Below are 23854 nucleotides of genomic sequence, written 5' to 3'. Positions count from 1 at the left end.
GGGCCGGACGGAACTTGACGGCTGATCTTCTCTACAACGATCCGGCCCTCGTCGATTTCTACGACCTGGTCAACACTGGCGATGCCGAACTGAGGCGCTGCCTGGCATTGGCTGGCGACGCGAAGTCCGTGCTCGATCTTGGTTGTGGCACCGGACAATTGGCTGCGGCATTCGCCGACGGTCGTGCCGTGGTCGGTGTCGATCCAGCCGGCGCGATGCTCGACGTGGCTCGCCGGCGGCCGGGCGGCGAGCACGTGGAATGGGTCGAGGCCGATGCCCGCACGATCAGGATCGGACGTACCTTCGATCTCGTCATCCTGACCGGTCACGCCTTTCAGGTCTTCCTGACCCGGGAAGACCAGCTGGCCGTGCTCGGAACCATCGCGGCGCATCTCGCGCCGGGTGGACATTTCGTCTTCGACAGTCGCAATCCAGTGGTCGAAGCATGGCGCGACTGGGTTCCGGAGCGATCGGAAGAAATGGTCAGCCACCCACGCTTCGGCATGGTCAAGGGCTGGTACGATGCTCGCATGGAAGCGGACGGTGTTGTCAGCTATCGGACCTGGTACGAGGTCGCCGCAACGGGCCAGATGCTGACGGCAGAATCGAAGATCGCTTTTCCGTCCAAGGAAGAAATTGCCGCAGGCATCGAAGCAACAGGTCTTGTCGCCGAAAGCTGGTTCGGCGACTGGGAGGGCGGTGCCTGGACGCCGGCCTCGCGCGAGATCATCCCGTTCGGCCGGCTTCGATAGCTGGCCGGTGCAATCGGCTCAGGCGGTCTTGGCCACCGTTTCGCTGAGCCATGTGCCGATCTTGGCGCCGAGCCGGTCCGGCGAGACCGGCTTGGCCAGATAGTCGTCCATGCCGGCCTCGATGCATTTATCGCGATCGCCCTTCAAGGCATGTGCGGTAACCCCGATGATCGGCGTGCGGGTGCCGTTGGCTGCTTCGATCGTGCGGATGGCGCGTGTCGCCTCGTAGCCGTTCAATTCGGGCATCGAAACATCCATGAGGACCAGCTTGGGATTCAGCGTCTTGTACATCTCGACCGCTGTGCGGCCGTTGGCCGCGATACGGTAGCTCAAGCCCAGCCCGTTCAGGATCTGCCCGAAGACCATCTGGTTCACCTCGTTGTCCTCGGCGATCAGGATATCGATCGGGCGGGTGGGGTTGGCCAATGCGTCCGGCTTGGGCAGCGGGGCTGGTGTACCGCGAATGACCGTGAAGGCCGGTTGCGCCGGTGTGGCAACATGGATCGGCTCGCGCACGAAATGCGCTTTGCCGGCCTGGCTGCGGGCCTTCTGGATGACGGAGATGACTGTCCCCAGAAGCACGGCTGAACGCGACGGCTTGGTGAGGTGCGCGGCGATGCCGAAGTCGAGGATCAACTTGGCGAAATCGACCTGGTCGACGGAGGTGAGCAGGATGACCGGGATCGAGGAGAGGCGACTGTCGGCGGCGATCGCCTTGGCGACGTCGGCGCCGTTCATGCCGGGCATCTGGTAGTCGAGGATGACGCAATCCACCGATGCGCCGAGCTGATGAGCGCGATCGAGGAAGGCAAGGCCGACCGCGCCGCTTTCGGCCGCCGCACAGTCGAAGCTCCAACTGCGCAACTGTTCCAGCAGGATTTCGCGATTGACCGGATTGTCGTCGATGACGAGCACGCGCGCGCCGGTGACGTCGACGGGCACGATGTCTTCATTGCCTGTCGCCTGGTGGATAGGAAGCGGGACGGCGAACCAGAACACCGAGCCGCGGCCGATCTCGCTCTCGACGCCGATCTGGCCACCCATGAGATCGACCAGGCGGGCAGCGATCGCCAAGCCCAGTCCAGTGCCTTCGTGGCGGCGGGTCGAGGACGAATCCACCTGAGCGAATTTCTCGAACACGCTCTGCAGCTTGTCCGCCGGGATGCCGATGCCGGTATCCTCGACGCGGACCTTCATCTGGACATGATCGTCCACGACCTCGCCGGAAACGTCGACCAGCACATGGCCTTTCTCGGTGAATTTCACGGCATTGCCGAGCAGGTTGGTGATGATCTGGCGGAAGCGGCCGACATCGCCGACGACATGATGCGGCAGGCGCGGGTCGACACGCACGATGAGTTCCAGGTTCTTCTCGGCGACGCGGGCTGAAACCAGTGTGGCGACATCTTCGACCGCCTCGGCGAGGCGGAAGGGGGCGGGGTCGAGCGTCAGCTGGCCGGCGTTGATCTTGGAGAAGTCGAGAATGTCGTTGATGATGGTGAGCAGCGCATTGCCAGACTTCACGATGACATCGGTGAAGGTTTTCTGGCGTGGATTGAGCTCGGTCTTGGCAAGCAGTTCGGCCATGCCGAGCACGCCGTTCATCGGCGTGCGTATTTCATGGCTCATATTGGCCAGGAATTCCGATTTGGCACGGTCGGCAGCCTCTGCCTTGAACAGAGATTCCGCCGTCTCGGCGAAGGCTCGGCGAATCGCCTTTTCCATCGGGCGGAAGATCCAGATGGCGACCACGATCAGGGCGGCGCAAAGCGACAGGCTCGCCCACAACAGCAACCTGTCGCTGCGGGTTTCGGCCATGCGACGCTCGACATCCATCGCGGTGCGGGCACGCGCCAGCATCGGCTGCGCGAACAGGTCGTTCTGGTTGCGGATTTCCCGGTAATTCCAATCCTGGGCGCGTGTCGCCGCAATCATCAGGTCGAAATTGCGCAGGATGTCACGCGCGGACCACAGCAGATAGCCGTTGACGGAAGCCGCGTTGAGTTCATCCTGGGTTGGCTTCGAGAGTTTGGGCGTGATGGCGGCGATCTCGGCACTGAGCGCCTCCATGCCGGCTTTGAGGCGCTGCGCGTGATCTTTGGCGGATGCCGCGAGTGCCGCGCTCGTGTCCGGCCGCCATGAACTGACTGCGGTTTCGGCGAAACCGGTGGCACTGTTCAAATCGCGGGCGAAATTGACGATATGGCCGCCCAGGACATCGATCTCGGCGCGATAGGCGCCGGCGCGATTCAGGGCGAAGATGGTGCCGGTGACCGCAATGGCCAGGATCAGCAAGCCGGAAAGGTAACGGATCCGGATCGACCGGATAAAGGAAGTGTAGTCAGGCATGCGTAACCCCAACCCATACGCGCCATTTTAACGGCCGGGATTACGCTCTATTACCATTAAGATTTCGTTCCGGCTGATTGACTGCAGCCAGTCAGCTGTTTCGATCCGCCACGAAGCTGGCTGCAGCCTTCAGCATCGCTGCCTGCTCGCCGAATGGCTCGAGCAATGCGTGAGCCTGCCCAACAAGACCGTTCAGCTGCTTTCGCGCCCAGGCTTCTCCGTGCAGCGCAACCAACGTGCCCTTGCCCGCGGCCGCGTCCTTGCCCGTGGCCTTGCCCATGGTGCCGGCATCGGCAGTCAGGTCGAGGAGGTCGTCGGCAAGCTGAAAGGCAAGGCCGATGGCGGAGCCGAACTCTGCCATCCTCTCGCGATCGGTGGCGGAAGCACCGCTCAGGATCGCGCCGGCCTCGCATGCGAAACGGATCAGAGCGCCTGTTTTCATCGCCTGCAGGCGGATGATGCCAGCCTCATCGGGAGCGGATTTCTCCGCCTCGATGTCGAGCATCTGGCCACCGACCATGCCGCCGGCTCCGGCTGCGCGCGCCAGCGCCAGCACCAGGGCGGCGCGGCGATCGGCAGGCAGGCCAAGTGCTTCGTCTGCCAATGTATCGAAGGCAAGCGTCAGCAATGCGTCGCCGGCCAGAATCGCGGTCGCCTCGTCAAAAGCCTTGTGGACGGTCGGCTGGCCGCGGCGCAGGTCATCATCGTCCATGCACGGCAGATCATCGTGGATAAGAGAATAGCAATGGACGCATTCGAGCGTCGCGGCCACGGTCAGGGCCGGCGCTTCGTCATGGTCAGGGGCCAGCAATGCCGCACTTTCCAGAACGAGGAAGGGGCGCAGACGCTTGCCGCCATTCAAGACCCCATGGCGCATCGCCGAAAGCAGGCGCTGTGGGCGAACGATCTCCCCGGACAGAGCCCGGCCATCGAGCAGTGCGCGCAACCGCGCCTCGACCTGTTCGGCGCGCACAAGCAGGGCTGCCTCGAAGGGAATATCGGTATCCATTGCCATGGCGGCGAGCGGTAGCCGACAGTCAGACATTGCGCAAGAAGCCAAGCGCCTTTATGCGAAGGGGGAACTGTGACTGGATTGGGCGGGTGGCAGAGCCGATCATCGATCACGAGACCGAAGGGTTGGACAGGGCGTCGCGACCGAGGGGCAGACGCGGTGGTTACCGAGGTTGGCTGCAGCGGGCGTTGCGTATTGCCATCGTGCTGGCCATCGTTCCGGCGGTGCTGACCTTTCTTTATATGCCTTCCTTCGTGCATCCGGTGTCGACACTGATGCTGAAGGATCTCGTCACCTTCTCCGGCTACGATCGGCGCTGGGTATCGATCGACGATGTGGCGCCCGTGCTGGCCAACTCCGTCATCATGTCGGAGGACGGCCAGTTCTGTTTCCACAGAGGCGTCGATCTGGGCGAGCTCAAAGGCGTCGTCGACGATGCCATGTCGGGCGAGATCACGCGCGGCGCCTCGACCATCACCATGCAGACGGTGAAGAACCTGTTTTTATGGTCACGGCCGCTGGGCACCGTGCGCAAGGTGATCGAGCTGCCGCTCGCGGTCTATTTCGACGCGCTGATGTCGAAGCGGCGCATCATGGAAATCTACCTCAACATCGCGGAATGGGGGCCTGGCATCTACGGCATCGAGGCGGCAGCGCGCTATCATTTCGGCGTTTCCGCCAAGAACCTTTCGCGCCGGCAGGCCGCGCTGCTGGCCGTCGCCCTGCCCAATCCGATCACGCGCGATCCCGGCAAACCCGGCCCAGGCTTGAGGCGGCTGGCCTCGTTGATCGAACGCCGGGCATCGCGTTCGGGCGCGTATGTCGGCTGTGTGAATTGAGGCGACGTCGAAGAGCTATCCACTGAACTTGGATCAAGGTCTCGCTTGACGAATGGCTGGCCATCGGCGGGTAGACGCGATAGTTCTTCGAAATCGCCTGAGCCGGGTCAAAAAAAGTCGCGGCAACACTGGCCAAAAGGCGATCAGCCGTGTATAGGCACGCCACTTTCTTCTAGAACTCGGCTGTACGCGGCCCTTTCACGAGGGCGTTGCGGGCCATTGACCGATCGAATGGAGCATATCCATGGCTGTGCCGAAACGAAAAACCTCCCCGTCCAAGCGCGGCATGCGCCGTTCTGCTGACGCACTGAAGGCCCCGACCTATGTCGAGGACAAGAATTCCGGCGAAATGCGCCGCCCGCACCACGTCGACCTGAAGACCGGCATGTATCGTGGCCGCCAGGTCCTGGAGCCGAAGGAAAGCTAAGCAGCTCTCCTCTGTGGGACGAATGAAAAGACCGGCCACCGGCCGGTCTTTTTGTGTTTGTGCGGAGGGAGAGGTTGTTCAGCCGGCGTCCGCGGCGAGGCCAGCCGTTTCGATGCCGGCGATGGCGGCAATCTCGTCATTGTCGGAGGTGTCGCCTGAAATGCCGACGGCGCCGATCACCATGCCCGCGCTGTCGCGGATCAGGACGCCGCCGACCACTGGCAGGACCTTGCCGCCCGACAGATCCGAGACGCCGGCCGTCAGGTGCGGCCGCTCCTTGGCGATCGCCTCGACGCGGCGACCGCCCATGCCGACCGAGAGCGCCGCATAGGCTTTGCCCGAGGACATCTGCGGACGCAGGAAGGAAGCGCCGTCCTGGCGCTGGAAGGCAACGAGGTGGCCACCGGCGTCGAGAACGGACACGCCAAGCGGTTTCAGCTCCAATGCAGCTGCCTTGGCGAAAGCGCCGGCGATGATCTGATTGGCCTTGTCGATCGGAAAACTGGTCATAGACGACGCTCCTGCGGTCAACGGAATGGCTCGGCACAACGATTGCCGATGCCATTGCGATCTTCCAATCCGGAGATTTTGCGGGCAAGCGGCCATCCGCTTGAAACTGCTTCGCGCCGCTTCGACGTCCCGCAATGGTTGGTGGAGCCTAAAGCGTTTCCGTTTTTCAATGGAAACGCGGAAACGCTCTAACTTCTGTTTTGACGCAATTCCGGACGGAAAACCGCTACGCACTTTTCCTGGAATTGCTCTAGGAAGCCTTGCGCGTCTGTGCGTCGACGACAGCCTGATAGGCCGCTTGAAGTTTGGCGCGTACCGTGGCGTCGGCGGGCTTGGGCGTGCCGATACCCAGATGTTCGAACCGCAGTTCGTCCATGAAATCCTGCCACAGGGACGGGCCGCCTTCCTCCAGAAGTTTCGCGCGGATGGACAAGTCCTCGGTGACAGGCAGCCAGACACGCCCCCATGCGCCGAGCTGCGCCATGATCGGCACCAGCGTGATCGACATTTCGGTCAGGCTGTAGATTGCTTTCTGCTTGTGGGTCGGGTCATCGGCCTTGGTCAGCATGCCGAGTTCCACCAGCCGCTTCAGCCGGTCGGCGAGGATGTTGGAGGCAATGCCTTCCATCGAATGGTTCAGCAATTCCCGGAAATGCCGCCTGCCGCCGAAGATCATATCGCGCAGGATGATGAGGCTCCAGCGATCGCCGAAGACTTCCAGCGAAAGATTGATCGGGCAGCCGGAGCGGCGGTCGAGTGTCATGGATGCATCTCACCAAAAAACCAGTTGCATTATAGGATCGGTTTTATTATGGTTCAACCAATTGCAAAATGCAAGCAGTTTGGAGGGTGGCATGCAGCTTGAGATTTCTCGTCCCGGCAACGTCCGGATTGCGACGCAAACCTTTGGTGAGAAGCGTAACCCATCCGCGCTTCTGGTCATGGGCGCCATGGCCTCGATGCTGTGGTGGCCGGACGATTTCTGCCAGGCTCTGGCGGAAAAGGGGCTGCATGTGGTTCGCTACGACAACCGCGACACCGGACTTTCCACCAAATATCCGCCAGGCAAACCCACCTATGCATTCGGCGATATGGTTGACGACGCCGTCGCCGTGCTCGATGGCCATGACGTCGGCAAGGCGCATGTCGTTGGGATGTCGATGGGCGGCATGCTCGCGCAGATGCTGGCGCTGCGATATCCGGCGCGCATTGCGTCCCTTTCCACGATCAGCACGTCACCGATCGGTATCGATACGTCGAAGCTTCCGGGAATGACGGCCGCCTATCAGGCGCATTCGGCTACCGGCGGCGACGTGGATTGGTCGAACAGGGCTCAGGTGATCGAGTTCATGGTGGAGGACAGCCGCATGCTGGCAAGCATGGCCCATCCGTTCGATGCCGCTCGGCTGCGCGGCTTCGTCAGCCGCGACTACGACAGGGCAGGCGGCCTGGCGAGTGCGACCAATCATTTCATGCTGGTGGATGGCACTGCCAGCGAAAGCATTCGCGATCTCTCGGCGCCGCTTCTGGTCATCCACGGCACCGCGGACCCGATCTTTCCAGTCGAACACGGCAGGGCCTTCGCGTCGGCCGTGCCGGGTAGCCGGCTGGTCGAAGTGTCCGGTGGCGGGCATGAGTTGCACCGTGAAGACTGGCCAATCATGATCGACGCCATTGCGGAGCACGTCCGAACGGCGGTTGAAGCCTAGAGCAATTCCAGGAAAAATGCGTAACGGTTTTCCGTCCTGAATTGCGTAAAAACAAAGAGTTAGAGCGTTTTCGTGAAAAACGGAAACGCTCTAAAGAAAAAAGCCCGTGAAAACTGCAACCGGACGGCCTCCGGCTACAAAGTTCTTGGCGGCCCGTGTATTCGGCTTGGTTTCACTCTTCCCAGAACTGGTCGAGCCAAAGGTTGAGCCGGAAGAAGCCACCATTGGCGACGGCGTAGATTCGCCTCGTGCCATCGGCCTTGGCGCTGACCAGGCCAGCCTCGAGCAAAACCTTGAGATGCTGGGAAACCGCAGGCCTGGAAACGGGCAGGCCCGAGGCCAACTCGTTGACTGTTTTGGGACCTCGTCTCAATTCTTCCAGAAGATAACGCCGGTTGGGATCAGCAATGGCGACGAAAGCATCGGAAAGCATCATGCCCCATTTGTGAGGCAAGTTGCAGTAAATCTCAACAGGAAACGTTTAGGTTGTTTCAGGTTTCGTGCGAGGATCCAAACGAACCGCTTCCGGCGTTACCGCGCGCTCCGACGGCTGGGTCTTGAAGGCTTCGCGCTCCTCGACCGGCACCGGTGCCCGGCGGCTGATGCGCAGCGCCGTATAGCCGGCCAGGGCGAGATGCGCGAATGCCGTTGCCAGGAACAGCCCTTCCGGTCGGATCCAACCCATCAGGGCTGCCGCCAGCAGCGGCCCGATCATCGTGCCGAAGCCGTAGAGCAGCAGCAGCCCGCCGGAAACCTTGACGAATTCCTCGGGGGAAGCGTGATCGTTGGCGTGGGCTACGGCGATGGAATAGAGCGTATAAGCGAAAGCGCCATAGGCGGCCGCGAAGATGATAACCAGTGTGCCGGAGCGGAATTCGAACAGGAACATCACGAGGGCGCAAAGGGCGGCCCCGACGGCCGCCGCCGCCAGCACATAGCGGCGGTCGGTGCGGTCGGAGATGCGTCCGGCCGGGATCTGCATGGCGGCGCCGGCCACGACGACAAGGCTCATCATCAGCGCGATCTGCGCCGTTGAAATGCCGATGCGTGCGCCATAGACCGCGCCCAGCGTGCCCCATGCGCCGTTGGCGACGCCGATGAGCACGCAGGCTACCGCCGATACCGGCGAGTTGGAATAAAGGCCTTTCAGGTCGAGCTTCACATCCTGCAGCGGTTTCGGGTGCGAGGCGCTGGAGACCGCGGTCGGGATCAGCGAAAGGCAGAAGAAGATGCCGGTGATCATGAACAACGAGGCCGATTTCACGTCGCCACCGGCCACGATCATCTGACCGCCCATGATCGAGGCATAGGTGACCATCATATAGAGACCGAAGACGGTGCCACGGTTTTCATTGGTGGCTTTCTCGTTCAGCCAGCTCTCGATGACCATGAAGGCGCCGGCCATGGTGAAACCGGTGAAGGCGCGCAGTGCGATCCAGGTATATTCGTCGATCAGAAGGCCGGTGAGCAGTGCGATAATGGCGCCTACCGAGGCAAAGGTGCTGAAGGCCCGCACATGGCCTGCGCGGCGCACCAGACGCGGCGCGAAGAAGCAGCCGGCGACGAAGCCGCCCGCCCAGGCGGTGCCCATCAGACCGAGCGATGCGGTGGAGAACCCTTCGACCTGGCCGCGCAACGGCAGCAACAGGCCATGCAGACCGGAGGCGGCAAGCAAGAACGCGGTGCCACGAAGCAGGGACAGGATCGGTCGGTAGGCTGCGAACATCAGGTCGGTCCGGTGCGCGAATCAGGCGAGGCCAGTGGGGACGATGTTTTCAGGCATTTTGGCGGCATGGTGCCGCCGTTTGCGACCATCAACGGCGAAACAGCGCCTCGGCGGCGGACTTGGTCGCGCCCTTCTGTGCGAGCTCTGCCTCCAGCCGTGCGATCTCGGTGCGCAGGAGATCGATGCGTTCGGTGAGTTCGCCCACCGAAAGCAACGCGAGATCCTGGCCGATCTCATGGGTGCGTACTTTCTTTACGGGTTCGTCGTCGAAGATCGCCATCGTCGCTCCTCCGTTGTTTTGCGGTTTGCCTGACCCGCCAATCCGCATACATAGAAAAGCATATATGGGGCAGGGGGCAAAATCATCCCGCCGAACGAGCGGAGCAAATTGGTAAGGAACATGGTGAACGGACAGAAAATCCCGGAGAAGATGACAGCGGTCGCAATATCGACCCCCGGCGGACCTCTGGTGTTGAAGCCGGAGAAGCGCGACGTGCCGACGCCCGGGGCCGGCGAAATCCTGATCCGTGTCCATGCTGCCGGCGTCAACCGGCCTGATGTGATGCAGCGCAAGGGCGCCTATCCGGCGCCGCCTGGAGCATCCGACTTGCCGGGACTGGAGGTCGCGGGTGAGGTCGCGGCGTTGGGCGAGGGGGCTACGCGCTGGCGTATCGGCGACCAGGTCTGTGCGCTGACGCCGGGCGGTGGCTATGCCGAATATGTCAAGGTTCACGCTTCCAACGCGCTGCCGCTGCCGGCGGGCTTCACCTATACGGAAGCCGCAGCCGTGCCGGAAACCTACTTCACCGTATGGCACAATGTATTCGAACGCGGTGCACTGAAGGCGGGCGAGACGGTGCTCATCCATGGCGGCGCATCTGGCATCGGCACCACCGCAGTCCAGCTCGCCTCGGCACTAGGCTCCTATGTGATCGCGACCGCCGGCAGCGCTGAGAAATGCGAGGCGTGCCTGAAGCTTGGCGCTGATCGGGCCGTGAACTACCGGGAGGAAGATTTCGTCAAGGCGGTCAAGGAAGCGACCGATGGCAGGGGCGCCAATGTCATCCTGGACATGGTCGGCGGAGACTATATCGGACGCAACTACGATGCCGCGGCCGTCGAAGGGCGTATCGTGCAGATCGCCACACAGACCGGCGCAGTCGCTTCGGCTGATTTCTCCAAGCTGATGGTCAAGCGGCTTGTCCATACCGGCTCGACACTCAGGCCGCGCACGGTGGAATTCAAGGGCGCCGTGGCAGCGGCGCTGGAAACGCAGGTCTGGCCGCTGCTCGCAACCCGTCGCGTGGCGCCGGTGATGGACATGATCTTCCCCCTCAAGGAAGCCTGGCGCGCGCATGAGCGCATGGAAGAAGGGGATAATATCGGCAAGATCGTGCTCGACGTCGGGTGAGACGCAGCCAGGGGCTGGCTTCCTCGAATCTCGAACACTCTGATGGAGCGGATATTCCGCTCTATCTCTTTGTCGGAGCATGATCTTTTCCGAAAACCGGTTCCCACTTTTCGGGATCATGCTCTTGCGCGTGTTCGACCTTCGGCATGACCCGATAGGCGCAGCGACGCGCGCCGGCCAGGATGTGGTCCAACCGTTCGACAACGGCATCTGGGCCGATCACGTCCTGGAAGACGGCGAGTTCCGATCGGCAGAAATTCTGGCAGGCGAGGGCGGCGGCGCAGATCGGGCAGTGGTTCTCGATCAGCATGAACGCGTCGTCCTCCTCGCGCCATTCGGCCATGTAGCCTTCGCGCGAGCGAATCTCGGCCAGCTTCGCAACACGCTCCCTCAGGCTGTCGATGCCATCCATCTCGCGCCGGTAATTCGCTAGCGTTTCTATCTCGCGCGCGTCGATCAGCTTGTCGAGACCTGCAGGCCCGAACGTGGTCCGCACGGCGCGCAGCAATTGCACCGTCAATTCGGCGTGCGTGTCCGGGAAACGGGCGTCGCCGGCTTCGGTAAGCTGCCAAAGCTGAACCGGGCGGCCGACGCCGCGTGCTTCGGCATGCGCTTCAGCAAGCCCCTCCGCTGCCAGTTTGCCGAGCTGCTGGCGGGCGTTTTCCCCGGTGGTCCCCAAGGCCTTGCCAAGGTCGGCGGCCGTCTGCGGACCGCGAGTCTTCAACAGCGTCAGCAGCCGATCCGCAGCCGGACGCGGCAGCTGATTTCTTTTTTCCAAGTCATTGCTTGACATATTCGGCATGGGCTCAATATTAAACCAAGTCTTCTCTTTGAAAATAGTCAACGTCGAACGCCTGCGCAAGCTCGCTTCGTCAGAGGATCCTCCATGTCCCAAGAACATGAAACAGGCTGGGGTGCCTTGCTCTCCGGCTCGAATGCCGTCCGTACGCTGGCGCTTGCCGGCGGCGTCGCGCTTCACGCCATCAATGTCTATGTCGCCACCACCATTCTGCCCTCGGTGGTCAAGGACATCGGCGGCATCGACTACTATGCTTGGAACACCACGATTTTCGTCGCCACGTCCATCCTGGGCTCCGCCCTTTCGGCAAAACTGCTTGGTGTCGCCGGACCACGCGGCGCCTATCTGGTGGCCGCGCTCATCTTCGCTGCCGGCACCTTGTTCTGTGGCTTCGCGTCGTCCATGCCGGCGTTGCTTGCCGGTCGTGCCGTACAGGGTTTCGGCGGCGGATTCCTGTTCGCGCTTTCCTATGCGATGATCCGCATCGTCTTCCCGGAATCACTGTGGCCACGCGCCATGGGGCTGGTGTCGGGCATGTGGGGCGTGGCAACGCTGGTTGGCCCGGCCATTGGCGGTATTTTCGCCGAGTACGGTGTCTGGCGGGCGGCCTTCTGGTCGCTGGCGCCGATCGCCATCGTGTTTGCCGTGCTGGCGGTTGCGGTGCTGCCCGGACAAAACCCCGACAGGAATGAGCGTTCGACGGTGCCGATCCTGCAGTTGGCACTTCTGCTTGGCGCCGTGCTTGCGGTTTCGGCCGGCAGTGTGTCGCCAGATCCCATCTACAATCTCTTCGGTCTCGGCGCGGCCGTCGTGCTCATTGCCCTGCTGATCGGCGTCGAGAGCCGGGCGCGCAACCGGCTTCTGCCGCGCGGCTCGTTCCGTCCCACAACGGCATTGGGCGCGCTTTTCGCCACCATGGCATTGCTCGGCGTCACCGTGACCGGTTCGGAAATCTTCGTCCCGCTGTTCCTGCAGGTGCTCTATGAGCAGACGCCGCTGATCGCCGGGTATCTGGCAGCCATCATGTCGGCTGGCTGGACAATCGGCTCGTTGTGGAGCTCGGGCGCGCAAGGCAAAGGCATTGACCGGGCGATCTTCGCCGCACCCTTGTTCAGCTTTACCGGGATGGCGGCACTTGCCGTGCTCTTCCCGCTCGGCAACGGCCATGATTGGCTCATGCTGGCGTCGGTCTGCGTTGCCTTCGCCGCCATCGGCCTCGGCGTCGGAATTGCCTGGCCGCATATCCTGACGCGGATTTTCAAGGCTGCACCCGCGGACGAACAGGATATCACATCGGCCTCCATCTCCACTGTCACGCTGTTTGCAACGGCTTTCGGTGCGGCGCTGGCAGGCATGGTGGCCAATCTCGGCGGACTGCTCGATCCCGGCGGCGTGGCTGGCACGGCGAGCGCTTCGCGATGGCTGTTCAGCCTGTTCGCGCTGGCACCGCTCATCTGCTTCATCACGGTCCGGCAGGTCGCGCGTACATGCCCCGTGAAGAGGCCAATCGCGGTGGAGCCAGAGGCAGCCTGAGCCACTCATCGCCGAATGCTTAACGCCAGGGCTGGCAACGGCCCGGGCGTTTTCTTTTTGGTAATGCTGCAATGCAGCAAAGCATTGCTGCCATGCAAAAGCGTCTGTTCAACAAATGAGCAGGAATGCCTATTTGAGCGGCATACAGAGATTGTGAAACTTAGGAGGGACAGATGAACCTGATCCGCAGCTACAAGAATTGGCGCCGTTACAACCAGACCGTTCGCGAACTGAGCCGTCTCAACAACCGCGAACTGGATGACCTCGGCATCAGCCGCTCTGACATCGAACGGGTCGCTCGCGCGGCCATCTAAGCAGAGCCGACGCCTGGCGCAATCTATCGCGCCGCCGGTTCCGAGCCCGCTGGACCCCGTCCGGCGGGTTTTGTTTTTGGGCCGACCCTTCGGCCTCCAAACCCTTTGACGAAAATGGCCACGGCATCACTGCCGTGGCCATTTTTTTGCTCGGGCGGGAGGTCACCCGGGGCAGGGAACTCAAGCGGTTCAGTTGGTCTTGACGCTGTTGCCGAGGTTCAGGAACAGGGTTTCGCCGGAGGAGTCGTCGACGCCGTCATTGTCGGTCACGACATAGGCATTGCCCCGCTTGTCGATGGTGAAGCCTTCGACCTTGTCGACGACATAGCCGTTGGTGGCCGACTTCAGGTCGGGAAGCAGGTCACGCACCAGCGTTTTTTCCACGACCGGCAACTCGCCGCCGAGTTTCGCCGGCTTGAAGCCGTCGAGTGCGACGCTGTAGACGCGCTTCACCTTGGCTTCCGAGCCGATCAGATTGTCACGCTCGATGATATAGAGCCTGCCGTCATGGGCCGTGACCTCCGAAAGGCCCATCCAACCCTTTTCGGCCTTTTCCAGCGGATAGCGCACGGCTGACCATTCCTTGGCCTTAGGCTTGTAAGCGAGCAGCTTCACCTGGCCCTTCGGATCGTCCTTCCATTCGCGCTGGACAGCGGCGACCAGGGTAAGATCGTCGCCTTCGCCGATGGTGGTGATGCCTTCGAGGCCGAAGCGGGTCTCGTTGGGCAGCAGTTCCGCCGGGAAGGCGATCTCCTGCTTGATCTCGCCCTTCTCGTCGACGCGGTAGATGGCATGCGGCACCAGCTTCTCGCTGTTGCCTTCCGACGCCAGCCAGAAACCACCCTTGCCGTCGGGCGCGATGCCTTCGAGGTCGAGCTTCTGCGCGGGGCTGCCATTGCGGGTGACGACGATCTTGCCGGTGATCTTCGCCGGTGTCTGGGTCGCGTCGATCGTGTAGATCGCCGGCTGGTTGCCGTAGACCGAATCCGAAACCGCATAGAGCTTGCCGGCGGTTTCCGGATCGGCGGCGAGACCGGACAGTGCGCCCCAGCCGAGCGGAACGCCTTTGTCGGTCAGATCGGCGGCGATCATCGGATAGGCAGGGTTGCCCTCCGCGCGTTCGAAAACCATGACGTGCGAGCGGGCGAGACCGTCTTCGCCGAGGTCGGTTTCATTGGCCGTGACGAAGAGGTTGCGCGCGGGGATGGCGAGCAGTCCTTCAGGGCCGATGCCGGAAGGCAGTGCCTGCAGGAATTTCGGCTCGGCGCCGGTGTCCTGGTAGACGCCTACCAGCGAAGCCCGCTCGGAGCCGACGAACAGCAGCTTGCTGTCGCCATAGGCGCCGACTTCGACGCCTTCCGGCTCGATGCCCTTCTTGTTGCGATGCTCCGGATAGTGGCCGAGATTGGCGGCTTCGTATTCGAAGCTCGGGCCGGATTCGTAGAGCACTTCGCCTTTCTTCGAGAAGATGGTGAAGCCGCGCGAGCCGCCTTTCCAGTCGCCTTCGTTGGCGATGACGAGCCGGTTATTGTCCAGCCACTTCACCGCATCCGGTTCACGCTTCTGGTTTTCGACCTTGCCGGAGAAGTTGAACGCGCCGTCCTTCTTGGTGTCGACATTTTCCAGCGTGACCGAACCCGCCGAGAAATGCGAGACGACCTTGGCGGTTGCAGCGTCGACGATGACGATGTGGTTGTTTTCCTGCAACGTCAGTGCGATCTCGCCAGCCTCGTTGAAAGCAACGAATTCCGGCTCCGCGTCGTCCGGCGCGATCTCGGAGAGGCCGGTGACTTCCACTGTCTTGATGCCGGCGCAATCCGGCACGCCAGCGGCAACCGGCACGATCTTGAGATTACCGGAGGGCAGTTGCGGCAGCGCGCCTTCGTTGAGTTCCTCGTCGCGCTCATTCTCGATGGCGACAGCCAGGAACTTGCCGTCCTTGCTCAGCGCCACGGAATCGGGCTGACCGCCGAGATCGCAGCTTGCCTCGATCTTCTTCGAGGCAATGTCAACGACCGTCAGGTTGCCCGAAGGCTCAGCCTTGCTCTTGGAGGTGTTTACGCCCGCCAGGACCTTGCCGCCGGCGACTGTGACGGAAGTCGGCTCGCCATCGATCTTGACGAGACCTCCGGCCTTCGGCGCCTTGGGATCGGTGATGTCGACAAAGCCGACTGCGCCATAGGGACTGTCGGAGTAGACCAGTGTGTTGCCATCTTCGGTCGCGGTGATGATTTCAGCCGAGGTCTTCGCTTTCTTGTCGGCGTCGGCAGGCAGGTTTTCGGCGACGGCGAAAGTGGCGATGCGGTTGAAGGCCTGGTCGGCATGTGCGGGCGGGGCAGCCGAGGCGGCGAGCGCGGCGGTCAGCGCCAAAAGGATGGAAGAGCGTGACATCGTTGATCTCTCGGAGAATGTGGGAACCGCTCTCCCATGAGCGAGCCACATTTCAGCGGCATGACGGAAACATGAAGCTTCGATGACAATCGAGGCTGTCGGTGTTTTGCCGTTGCTCGGCTATTTCCAAGTGGTCCGTAAAAACGTTGCGATCGGGCCTGTTAACCGCTATATACGGCGCGATTTCCCTTACTGGTGGCCTCAAACCACCGCCCGCGCGGGAACGCGGGCGAACGAGAAGGATTTTCTGAAAATGGCCAACACACTTCTGATGCCCAAGGCGACCGCGGTCTGGCTGGTCGACAACACCGCCCTTTCTTTCGACCAGATCGCGCAGTTCTGCTCGCTGCATCCGCTCGAGGTGAAGGCGATCGCCGACGGCGAATCGGCGCAAGGCATCAAGGGTATGGACCCGATCATCACCGGCCAGCTCACCCGCGACGAGATCGCCCGCGCCGAGAAGGATCCCAACCATCGTCTGAAGCTGTCTGAGCCGAAGGTGCGTGTGCCGGAATCCAAGCGCAAGGGCCCGCGCTACACGCCGTTGTCCAAGCGCCAGGACCGACCGAATGCCATTCTCTGGCTGGTGCGTAACCATCCGGAACTGAAGGATGCGCAGATTTCCCGTCTCGTCGGCACGACCAAGTCGACCATCGAGCAGATCCGTGAGCGCAAGCACTGGAACTCGGCCAATCTGGCGCCGATGGATCCCGTTACGCTGGGGCTTTGCTCGCAGATCGATCTCGACCTTGAAGTGCAGCGCGCCTCGCGTGGCCGCGAGCAGGTTCAACCGGTTGGCGACACGCTGCTGCCGGCCGCGCTTACCGAACGCCTCGTGCCCGAGATCGACAAGCCGAAGGCAGAAGACGAGGAACTCGATGCCAATGCCGTCTTCGCCAAGCTCTCGGCGCTGAAGGGCAAGAACGAGGAAGAAGACGAAGAATAAGCGAAGCCCGCGGCAATCATGTCCATCTCCCCGATGAGGGGAGATGGCGTTGCTGCCTCACGCCCCCCTTGCGGTCGGTCCCATGCCGTAGGCTTCGCTACGCTCGACCGCACGGTAGAAATCAGCGAGCTGCTTGCCGCGTTCCGGCTTGAAGGTACGGCCGGCAACATCGAGCGAAGCGATACGGTCGATGCGGAAGGCACGGAAGTCGTCGCGCATCTCGCACCAGGCCACCAGCGTCCACACCTTGCCCCAGAACCACAGTCCGAGCGGGCGCACGTCGCGTGCGGTGCTGCGCCCGGCTTCGTCATTGTAGTCGATGGTCAAGACCTGGCGCTTCTCGATCGAGCGTTCGATCAGATCGATGGCTTCGCGGGCGGCATCGCTCACTACCCACATTGGTGTATGGATTTCGGTGCGGGCGATACGGTCCTTCTCGGTGTCCGGCAGCACGGCACCTATCTTGACCAGTGCTTCGTCGGCGGCACGTGCCATGGTAGCACCGCCAAAGGCACGCACCATGCGGGCGCCCGCAACCAGCGCCACGATCTCGTCGCGGGTGAACATCAGCGGCGGAAGGTCGAACCCTTCCCGCATCATGTAGCCCACGCCCGCCTCGCCATCGATCGGCACACCGGTCGACTGCAGATCGGCGATATCGCGGTAGATGGTGCGCTCGGACACTTCGAGCCACATGCCTAGCTTCTGCGCGGTGACGAGACGGCCGCCACGCAGATGCTGGACGATCTGGAAAAGCCTGTCGGCACGTCGCATCGTCTTGATCCCATCCGTTCGAACGAAGAGCATTCGTTCCATTCTGTCAGTATGGCATTGTGCTCCTGACAGCATATTGTCAGGAGCTTGCACCGTACTCCCGGGCAAACAGCGCGCGCATCTCGGTCAGCTCGGATTGCTTGTCAGGATACAGTGCGCCGATGAATTCCTTGGCGAAGGTGCCTGGTGCCGACCCGGGCGCCGATACGATCGTCCCATCGGCTACGGCATGCGGCACGTCGTTGTAGCGCTCCGCGCCCACATAGGTGGGCAGGTGCTTCAGGATCCAATCCTGGCCGTTGCTGGTATGGGCCTTGTCCTTGAACAGGCCGGCCCGTGCAAGCGCCAGGGTGCCGGCGCAAATGCCGCCGACAACGCCGCCGCGTGCTGCAACAGCATTGACCAGGCCGGAAACATCCGGCGCGCCGTCGCTCGCCCAGACATCGGAACCGATGACCGCGACTGCGTCGAGGTCGGCATTCTCCGTGCTGTCGATCGAGCGTTGCGGCGTCAGCTGAAAACCGCTTGTCGAGGTGACGGGCTGGCCTTCAGGCGTCAATGAGATGGCTTCCGCACCGAACCATTCGACGGCGGAAGCCGCCAAAAGCCCGTATTCCCAGTCGGCAAAGCGGTTGATGAAAACGAAACCGATCTTCTTGCTCTGCGGCACGATCCCGTTCCTTCCTAGTCTCGATGCCGCGCCTCCGCAGCTCTTCGCGACACCTCAAATGGCCGGCACGCTTCCCTGGGACATGCTCCAACCGGATGGCGCGCGTCAGTCGTGGTCCCTTACTTGGGTGTGACAATCTGTCAATCCAAGGGTTCGCCGAAAAAAGTCACTCAGAGCAATTCCAGGAAAAGTGCGCAGCGGTTTTTCGTCCGGAATTGCGTCAAAACAGAGAGTCAGAGCGTTTCCACGTTTCCGTGAAAACGGAAACGCTCTAGTCTTCGCGGCGGCGCATGCCGCTATACATATCCGGCCAGCCGATGTCGGCGCGGATCTCGGATGGCAGGCTGTTCAACAGACGCTCGGTACGGATCTCGTTGCGGATCGTGCGGATCTTGCCGACATAACGATGCAGCGAATCGATGATGACGAAACGGTTCATGACAGCCTCCTTCATTTGATGGAGGCATCATCGCATACCCCTCCTGACAGCAGTCTGTCAGGAGTGCGGAAGGCAGTTCAGGCACCTATTCCGCGGGCCTTCAGAGCTTCGGCGATCTCGTCCAAAATGGCAGGATCATCGATGGTCGCGGGCATTTTCCACGCTTCCTTGTCGGCGATTTTCTGCATGGTGCCGCGCAGGATCTTGCCGGAGCGGGTCTTGGGCAGGCGCTTGATGGTCACCACCGTCTTGAAGGCGGCGACGGGGCCGATGCGGTCACGCACCAGGGCCACGGCTTCCTTCTCGACCGCACCATCCTCGCGCGCTGCGCCAGCGTTGAGAACGACCAGGCCAAGCGGCACCTGACCCTTCATCGTGTCGGCTATGCCGATGACTGCACATTCCGCAACGTCTGGATGCTCGGCCAATACTTCCTCCATGGCGCCGGTCGAAAGGCGGTGGCCGGCGACGTTGATGATGTCGTCGGTACGGGCCATGACGAAGAGATAGCCGTCTTCGTCGATCATGCCGGCGTCGGCGGTCTTGTAGTGTCCGGGAAACTCATCGAGATAGGACTGGCGGAAGCGTTTGTCCGCCTTCCACAACGTCGGCAGGCAGCCGGGCGGCAGCGGCAGCTTCAACACGACATTGCCGAGTGCGCCTTTTGCCACTTCGTGACCGGCATCATCGAGCACGCGGATATCGTAACCGGGCATCGGCACGCCGGGCGAGCCGTATTTCACCGGCAGCGTACCCAAGCCTACCGGGTTCTGGGTAATCGGCGCACCGGTCTCGGTCTGCCACCAATGGTCGATCACCGGCACTTTCAGGTTCCGTTCAGCCCATTTGATGGTCTCGGGATCAGCGCGTTCGCCGGCAAGGAACAGGGTGCGGAATTTGCTGAGATCGTAAGCCGGTACGAGCCTGCCCTGCGGGTCCTGACCCTTGATGGCACGAAAGGCGGTCGGCGCGGTGAAGAGCGCGGCGACACCATGGTCGGCAATGACGCGCCAGAAGGTGCCGGCATCAGGGGTGCCCACCGGCTTGCCTTCGAACATCACCGTCGTGCAGCCGGCGAGCAGGGGCGCGTAGACGATATAGGAATGGCCGACCACCCATCCGACGTCCGAGGCTGCCCAGAAGACTTCGCCCGGCTTGACGCTGAACTCATTTTCCATGGTCCATCGCAGCATGACCATATGGCCGCCATTGTCGCGCACCACGCCCTTGGGCTGGCCCGTGGTGCCCGATGTATAGAGCACATAAAGCGGGTCGGTCGCGGCGACGCGCACGCAGTCGACCCAGGCGCCAGCGGCGCGTTCGCGCGCGACCTGGTCGGCAAGATCGAAGTCGCGGCCGGAAACGAGGTCGCAGCGTAATTCCTCGCGCTGGAGCACAAGGCAAGCGTCCGGCTTGTGGCGGGCCAGTTCGATGGCGCCGTCGAGCAGCGGCTTGTAGGGGACGACGCGGCCGGGTTCGATGCCGCAGGAAGCGGACACGATGACTTTTGGTGTCGCGTCATCGATGCGGGTCGCGAGTTCGCGCGCGGCAAAGCCGCCGAAGACCACCGAATGTATGGCGCCGAGACGAGCGCAGGCGAGCATGGCGATCGCTGCCTCCGGCACCATCGGCATGTAGATGATGACGCGGTCGCCCTTGCGTACGCCCTGGTTCCAGAGCACCGATGCCGTTGCAACCACCTCGCGCATCAGCTCGGCATAGGTGTAACGCGTGACTTTTCCGCTATAGGCGCTGTCATGGACCAGCGCGAGCTGGTCGGCGCGACCACCGGTAACGTGACGGTCAACCGTATTATAGCAGGTGTTGCAGACGGCGCCGGTGAACCAGCGGCCGTAGACATCCTCGCGCGGATCGAAGACGCGGTCCCAGCGGCGATACCAGTCGATTGCTTCGGCTGCTTCGGCCCAGAAGGCATCCGGGTCGCGTTTCCAGTTGGCATAGACCTCATGGTAGCGGCTGGCCATCCCGTTTCCTCCCTGCTTTTTCTTTTCAGAGCGTTTCCGTTTTTCACGGAAACGCGGATACGCACTTTTCCCGGAATTGCTGCAGGAGGAAATCTAGCGTCTACCTGCCCTCAGCGTCTATCTGACTAAGGACGGTGATGCCGTCATGCAGCCTTTGACAGCTGGCTCCGACCCTGCTCAAAAAGCGGCCATGTCGAAGCTGCTCGCTCTCATTATCCTTGCCATGATGGCCATCCAGGTCATCAAGCCGCTTGGCCTGCCAGGACTGAGACGGCGGCGCGATTGCTGGAAGCTTGCGGTCGTTGCCCTCGCGGCCATTTCGGTGACAGCACTGCTCGGTCACCAGTGGTAGACGCAACGTCGTCAGGTCGACGGGGTCTCGTCGTCCCCAAGTACAAAGCGCAGCAGATGTTCGGCCCAGGCGCGGTAGCCCGCCGCCGAAGCATGGAAGCCGTCGCTGGCGAAGCCGGCTTGCGGGTTGGTGATCGGCAGCCGTGAGGCGGGTACTGCGCCGCGCTCATAGCACAGCCGCGTTCCCATGCGGTTCATTTCCTGCGCGCGGATTTCCAGGATCTTGCCGAGCAGCGGAGGCATCGCCGGTGCGCGGGTGAACTCCAGCACCGGCGACCACACCACGCGCGCCTCCGGCCACTTGGCGCGCAAGGCATAGAGCAAGCCGCCGAATTCCTTCTTGAAGCGTGGGACCGAGTGAAAATTCTTGGTGTCGTTGGTGCCGATGCAGAGCACGATATGCGTCCAGGCATCGGCTGACAGATTGGGCAGGACGTGATCGCGGATCTGGCCAGACGTCGCCGAATTGAAGCCGGCGGCACGCCAGCGCACAGCTTGGCCGGTCTGTTCCGAGATCAGCGTGGCCAATTGAGCGGCCAGGCCATCCTCGGAACGACCGATGCCGACTGAGGCAGCAGAGGAATCGCCCAGCACCAGCAGCGAGAGCGGCGGCTTCCTGCCTGTGATCTCGTGCATGACCGGCCCCGAGGCTGGCAGCATGCGCGTGGTGCGGCGGCGCACGCCAATGCCCTGCCAGACATAGACGGGCAGGGCGAACCAGGTAAGCAGGGCGGCGATGCGGGACATGGCAGGCTCGATGCTAGAGCAATTCCAGGAAAAATGCGTAGCGGTTTTCCGTTCGGAATTGCGTGAAAACAAAGAGTTGGAGCGTTTCCGCGTTTCCGTGAAAACGGAAACGCTCCAGGACGAGCCAAGCCTTACCGCAGGACAGGCGACAGATGAATAGGGAGCTTGCGCATCGTCGGTTGCCGCAACGTCAGCGCATCGACACGCGGTTCTGGAGCATTTCCGCTTTTCTCCGAATCGCGGAAACGCTCCAATTCTTTGTTTCTGCGCAATTCCAGCAAAATCGCTACGGGCTTTTGCTGGGATTGCTCTAGTGGCAGCAGGTATCTTCGCTCGGGGTGCCTTCGTATTCGTCGTGCAGGCGTACCCAGTCGATCATGCCGTAATAGGGACCGTTTTCGTTGCGCCCCTTCGGGGTCATGTCGAGATAGTCATAGGTTGTGATCAGCGGTTCGCCACCCCGCGCCCGTGACATGAAGGTGAGGAAGATGTTTCCAGCCTCGTCCTTGAAGAAGACGCTGATACCGGGCAGATCGCGAATGGTGATGGGACGTGCCTCGAAATTGTAGATCGTCTCGCCGGCTGCGATCTGCTTGTCGGTGTAGGACACCTGCATGTCGAAGTTGAAGTCGCTGGCGAAGGACGAGACCATATCGAACTTCCAGCCCATGCGTTTCTTGAACGGCAGCGTTTCGGCCAGCGGCGCCCGCGCTACGACCACCAACGAGACATCGTGGTGGCGCAAATGCTGGTTGGCGCCGTCGATGTGGTCGCACAGAAAGGAACAGCCCTCGCAATAGCGGTTGCTGCTCGGCCCCAGCATGAAATGGTAGATGATGAGCTGGCTGTTGTCGCCGAACAGGTCGGTGAGATATTTCGGCCCAGCCTCGGTCTCGAAGACATAGTCCTTTCGTATCTTCAGCCAGGGCAGTTCGCGCCGTTCCGCGGCGATCTTGTCGCGCAGGCGCGTCAATTCCTTCTCGCGTTTCAGATGTTCCTTGTGGGCACGAAACCACTCGTCCTGCGGGACGATCTTGCGCTTGGACATGGATCTATTCCTTTCTCCAATGTCCAAGGACGTGCGAGGGCTGTCCATTTCTACATCTGCGGCGAAATATTTTCCGCTGGCGAGATTGCACCGGCCGAAAACAAAAACCCGGGCGTGGAGCCCGGGTTTCGAAAACGGATTTGACTCCTGTCTCAGGCCGCTGCCTTGGCGCGAGACGCTTCGAAGATGCTGTCAATCGCCGAGCCCAGTGCGGCATCGAACTCACTGTCGCTCTGGCCCGCGGACAATCCCTCGGTCAAGGCACGAGAGAAGCTGGCGATCATGCCGTCATTCTGCCTGAGCTTCGCATTGGCATCGTCGCGCGAATAGCCACCGGACAAGGCGACCACGCGCATGACGCGGGGATCATCCACCAGCGGCTTGTAGAGGTTGGCCTTGGTCGGCAGCGTCAGCTTCAGCATGACCTGCTTGCCTGCTGGCACCTGGTCGAGATGCTTGCGGATCTCCGCCAGCAGAATGTCCTCGGCTTCGGCCTTGTCGGGGATCGAAATCGTGACTTCCGGCTCGATGATCGGGACGAGACCATGCGCCAGGACCTGCTTGCCGACTTCGAACTGCTGGTCGACGACGGCGGCGATGCCCTTCGGGTTCGCAGCATCGATCACCGACCGTTCCTTCGTGCCGAAAATTCCCTTGGCGACCGCGCGCTTCAGCAGCGCATCGAGGGTCGGCATCGGCTTCATCAGCTTGACGCCGTCCTGTGCCTCGGCCAAGCCCTGGTCGATCTTCAGGAAAGGCACGACGTGGCGCTTTTCCCAGAGATATTGGGCCGTCGGCGTGCCGTCGATGTCGCGGTCCATGGTCTGCTCGAACAGGATCGCGCCCATGACCTTGTCACCGGTGAAGGCAGGCGACTTGATGATCCGCGTGCGCATCTGATGAACGAGGTCGAACATTTCAGCGTCATTCGACCAGGCGCTTTCATCGACACCATAAAGCTTGAGCGCCTTCGGCGTGGAGCCGCCCGACTGGTCGAGCGCTGCAATGAAGCCGTCCTTGTTTGCGGCCTGCGCAGCCATGTCCTTGTTCATCTCACCACTCATCTACTGCCTCCTGATTGTCTGCCCGGGCGAATATCAGAAGAGTTTTTGCGATGGAATG

26 protein-coding genes are annotated in these 23854 nt (G+C 61.9%); 10 read left to right on the top strand and 16 right to left on the bottom strand.

The genetic code is table 11. The annotated features are described in order from the left end of the window. Positions 1-14 precede the first annotated feature (14 nt). The gene (locus tag AO692_RS30170; RefSeq protein ID WP_244483556.1) at positions 15-752 is read left to right on the top strand and encodes a class I SAM-dependent methyltransferase; all 738 of its coding nucleotides are present in this window, start codon (positions 15-17) and stop codon (positions 750-752) included. Between the two features lie 18 nt (positions 753-770). On the opposite strand, the gene AO692_RS30165 is transcribed toward AO692_RS30170, so the two are convergent. Both AO692_RS30165 and AO692_RS30160 read right to left on the bottom strand, forming a co-directional pair. Continuing rightward, positions 771-3101: a response regulator gene (locus AO692_RS30165; RefSeq protein ID WP_054313722.1), complete on the bottom strand. Its 2331-nt coding sequence runs from the start codon at positions 3099-3101 to the stop codon at positions 771-773. A gap of 91 nt (positions 3102-3192) precedes the next feature. Continuing rightward, on the bottom strand, positions 3193-4116 hold the full coding sequence (locus tag AO692_RS30160; RefSeq protein ID WP_054313721.1) for a polyprenyl synthetase family protein: 924 nt from the start codon (positions 4114-4116) through the stop codon (positions 3193-3195). A gap of 77 nt (positions 4117-4193) precedes the next feature. Here AO692_RS30160 and AO692_RS30155 point away from each other — a divergent pair, with 77 nt between their 5' ends. Next, positions 4194-4952: a transglycosylase domain-containing protein gene (locus AO692_RS30155; RefSeq protein ID WP_054313950.1), complete on the top strand. Its 759-nt coding sequence runs from the start codon at positions 4194-4196 to the stop codon at positions 4950-4952. A gap of 244 nt (positions 4953-5196) precedes the next feature. After that, the gene (gene rpmF / locus AO692_RS30150) at positions 5197-5379 is read left to right on the top strand and encodes a 50S ribosomal protein L32 (protein ID WP_054313720.1); all 183 of its coding nucleotides are present in this window, start codon (positions 5197-5199) and stop codon (positions 5377-5379) included. Between the two features lie 78 nt (positions 5380-5457). Here rpmF and AO692_RS30145 read toward each other — a convergent pair whose 3' ends face one another. Together AO692_RS30145 and AO692_RS30140 are read right to left on the bottom strand one after the other, a co-directional pair. After that, a complete protein-coding gene (locus AO692_RS30145) occupies positions 5458-5889 on the bottom strand; it encodes a heme-binding protein (RefSeq protein ID WP_054313719.1) in 432 nt (143 codons plus the stop codon). Positions 5890-6139: 250 nt separating this feature from the next. Then, on the bottom strand, positions 6140-6652 hold the full coding sequence (locus AO692_RS30140; RefSeq protein WP_054313718.1) for a helix-turn-helix domain-containing protein: 513 nt from the start codon (positions 6650-6652) through the stop codon (positions 6140-6142). Between the two features lie 91 nt (positions 6653-6743). On the opposite strand from AO692_RS30140, the gene AO692_RS30135 reads away from it, so the two are divergent. Then, positions 6744-7598, top strand: a complete 855-nt coding sequence (locus AO692_RS30135) for an alpha/beta hydrolase (protein ID WP_054313717.1) — start codon at positions 6744-6746, stop codon at positions 7596-7598. 172 nt (positions 7599-7770) lie between these two features. Here AO692_RS30135 and AO692_RS30130 read toward each other — a convergent pair whose 3' ends face one another. The 3 genes from AO692_RS30130 to AO692_RS30120 all read right to left on the bottom strand — a co-directional run bounded on the left by AO692_RS30130 (position 7771) and on the right by AO692_RS30120 (position 9604). Then, positions 7771-8034, bottom strand: a complete 264-nt coding sequence (locus AO692_RS30130) for a metalloregulator ArsR/SmtB family transcription factor (RefSeq protein WP_054313716.1) — start codon at positions 8032-8034, stop codon at positions 7771-7773. A 45-nt stretch (positions 8035-8079) separates the two neighbouring features. Next, the gene (locus AO692_RS30125; RefSeq protein WP_054313715.1) at positions 8080-9324 is read right to left on the bottom strand and encodes an MFS transporter; all 1245 of its coding nucleotides are present in this window, start codon (positions 9322-9324) and stop codon (positions 8080-8082) included. An 88-nt stretch (positions 9325-9412) separates the two neighbouring features. Continuing rightward, a complete protein-coding gene (locus AO692_RS30120) occupies positions 9413-9604 on the bottom strand; it encodes a DUF1192 domain-containing protein (protein WP_054313714.1) in 192 nt (63 codons plus the stop codon). Positions 9605-9724: 120 nt separating this feature from the next. Here AO692_RS30120 and AO692_RS30115 point away from each other — a divergent pair, with 120 nt between their 5' ends. After that, a complete protein-coding gene (locus AO692_RS30115) occupies positions 9725-10735 on the top strand; it encodes an NAD(P)H-quinone oxidoreductase (RefSeq protein WP_054313713.1) in 1011 nt (336 codons plus the stop codon). Between the two features lie 61 nt (positions 10736-10796). Here the strand turns inward: AO692_RS30115 and AO692_RS30110 are convergent, their stop codons facing one another. After that, positions 10797-11528, bottom strand: a complete 732-nt coding sequence (locus tag AO692_RS30110) for a metalloregulator ArsR/SmtB family transcription factor (RefSeq protein ID WP_244483568.1) — start codon at positions 11526-11528, stop codon at positions 10797-10799. Between the two features lie 93 nt (positions 11529-11621). On the opposite strand from AO692_RS30110, the gene AO692_RS30105 reads away from it, so the two are divergent. Together AO692_RS30105 and AO692_RS32580 are read left to right on the top strand one after the other, a co-directional pair. After that, positions 11622-13067, top strand: coding sequence for an MFS transporter (locus tag AO692_RS30105; RefSeq protein ID WP_054313712.1), 1446 nt, complete (start codon positions 11622-11624; stop codon positions 13065-13067). A gap of 173 nt (positions 13068-13240) precedes the next feature. Then, complete coding sequence (locus AO692_RS32580; protein WP_082407659.1) at positions 13241-13381, top strand: DUF1127 domain-containing protein; 141 nt, start codon at positions 13241-13243, stop codon at positions 13379-13381. 189 nt (positions 13382-13570) lie between these two features. Here AO692_RS32580 and AO692_RS30100 read toward each other — a convergent pair whose 3' ends face one another. Continuing rightward, complete coding sequence (locus AO692_RS30100; protein ID WP_054313711.1) at positions 13571-15772, bottom strand: esterase-like activity of phytase family protein; 2202 nt, start codon at positions 15770-15772, stop codon at positions 13571-13573. A 253-nt stretch (positions 15773-16025) separates the two neighbouring features. On the opposite strand from AO692_RS30100, the gene AO692_RS30095 reads away from it, so the two are divergent. Further along, positions 16026-16718 carry a DUF1013 domain-containing protein gene (locus AO692_RS30095; RefSeq protein WP_054313949.1) on the top strand — a complete coding sequence of 231 codons (693 nt, stop codon included), beginning with the start codon at positions 16026-16028 and terminating at the stop codon, positions 16716-16718. 57 nt (positions 16719-16775) lie between these two features. On the opposite strand, the gene AO692_RS30090 is transcribed toward AO692_RS30095, so the two are convergent. The 4 genes from AO692_RS30090 to AO692_RS30075 form a co-directional block, all read right to left on the bottom strand. Beyond that, positions 16776-17492, bottom strand: coding sequence for a YafY family protein (locus AO692_RS30090; RefSeq protein WP_054313948.1), 717 nt, complete (start codon positions 17490-17492; stop codon positions 16776-16778). Positions 17493-17571: 79 nt separating this feature from the next. Continuing rightward, positions 17572-18162 (bottom strand): DJ-1/PfpI family protein, encoded by a 591-nt coding sequence (locus tag AO692_RS30085; RefSeq protein WP_054313710.1) that lies wholly within the window; start codon positions 18160-18162, stop codon positions 17572-17574. A 271-nt stretch (positions 18163-18433) separates the two neighbouring features. Beyond that, complete coding sequence (locus AO692_RS33465; RefSeq protein ID WP_162839679.1) at positions 18434-18601, bottom strand: hypothetical protein; 168 nt, start codon at positions 18599-18601, stop codon at positions 18434-18436. Between the two features lie 77 nt (positions 18602-18678). After that, on the bottom strand, positions 18679-20586 hold the full coding sequence (locus tag AO692_RS30075; RefSeq protein WP_054313708.1) for a propionyl-CoA synthetase: 1908 nt from the start codon (positions 20584-20586) through the stop codon (positions 18679-18681). A gap of 190 nt (positions 20587-20776) precedes the next feature. Here AO692_RS30075 and AO692_RS33460 point away from each other — a divergent pair, with 190 nt between their 5' ends. Further along, positions 20777-20938, top strand: coding sequence for a hypothetical protein (locus tag AO692_RS33460; RefSeq protein WP_162839678.1), 162 nt, complete (start codon positions 20777-20779; stop codon positions 20936-20938). A gap of 11 nt (positions 20939-20949) precedes the next feature. Here AO692_RS33460 and AO692_RS30070 read toward each other — a convergent pair whose 3' ends face one another. Beyond that, positions 20950-21684, bottom strand: a complete 735-nt coding sequence (locus AO692_RS30070) for an SGNH/GDSL hydrolase family protein (protein WP_054313707.1) — start codon at positions 21682-21684, stop codon at positions 20950-20952. Between AO692_RS30070 and AO692_RS33260 the strand changes: the two genes are divergently transcribed. Then, positions 21683-21844, top strand: a complete 162-nt coding sequence (locus AO692_RS33260; protein WP_161808150.1) for a hypothetical protein — start codon at positions 21683-21685, stop codon at positions 21842-21844. The genes AO692_RS30070 and AO692_RS33260 overlap by 2 nt on opposite strands. A 150-nt stretch (positions 21845-21994) precedes the next feature. Here the strand turns inward: AO692_RS33260 and AO692_RS30065 are convergent, their stop codons facing one another. Together AO692_RS30065 and AO692_RS30060 are read right to left on the bottom strand one after the other, a co-directional pair. Beyond that, the gene (locus AO692_RS30065; protein WP_054313706.1) at positions 21995-22732 is read right to left on the bottom strand and encodes a thioredoxin family protein; all 738 of its coding nucleotides are present in this window, start codon (positions 22730-22732) and stop codon (positions 21995-21997) included. A gap of 152 nt (positions 22733-22884) precedes the next feature. Continuing rightward, positions 22885-23784, bottom strand: a complete 900-nt coding sequence (locus AO692_RS30060) for a fructose bisphosphate aldolase (protein WP_054313705.1) — start codon at positions 23782-23784, stop codon at positions 22885-22887. Between the last annotated feature and the right edge of the window lie 70 nt (positions 23785-23854).

This window comes from Mesorhizobium sp. 1M-11 (assembly GCF_001303895.1).
GTDB lineage: Bacteria > Pseudomonadota > Alphaproteobacteria > Rhizobiales > Rhizobiaceae > Mesorhizobium.
This window is presented reverse-complemented; position numbering and strand designations above follow the sequence as displayed.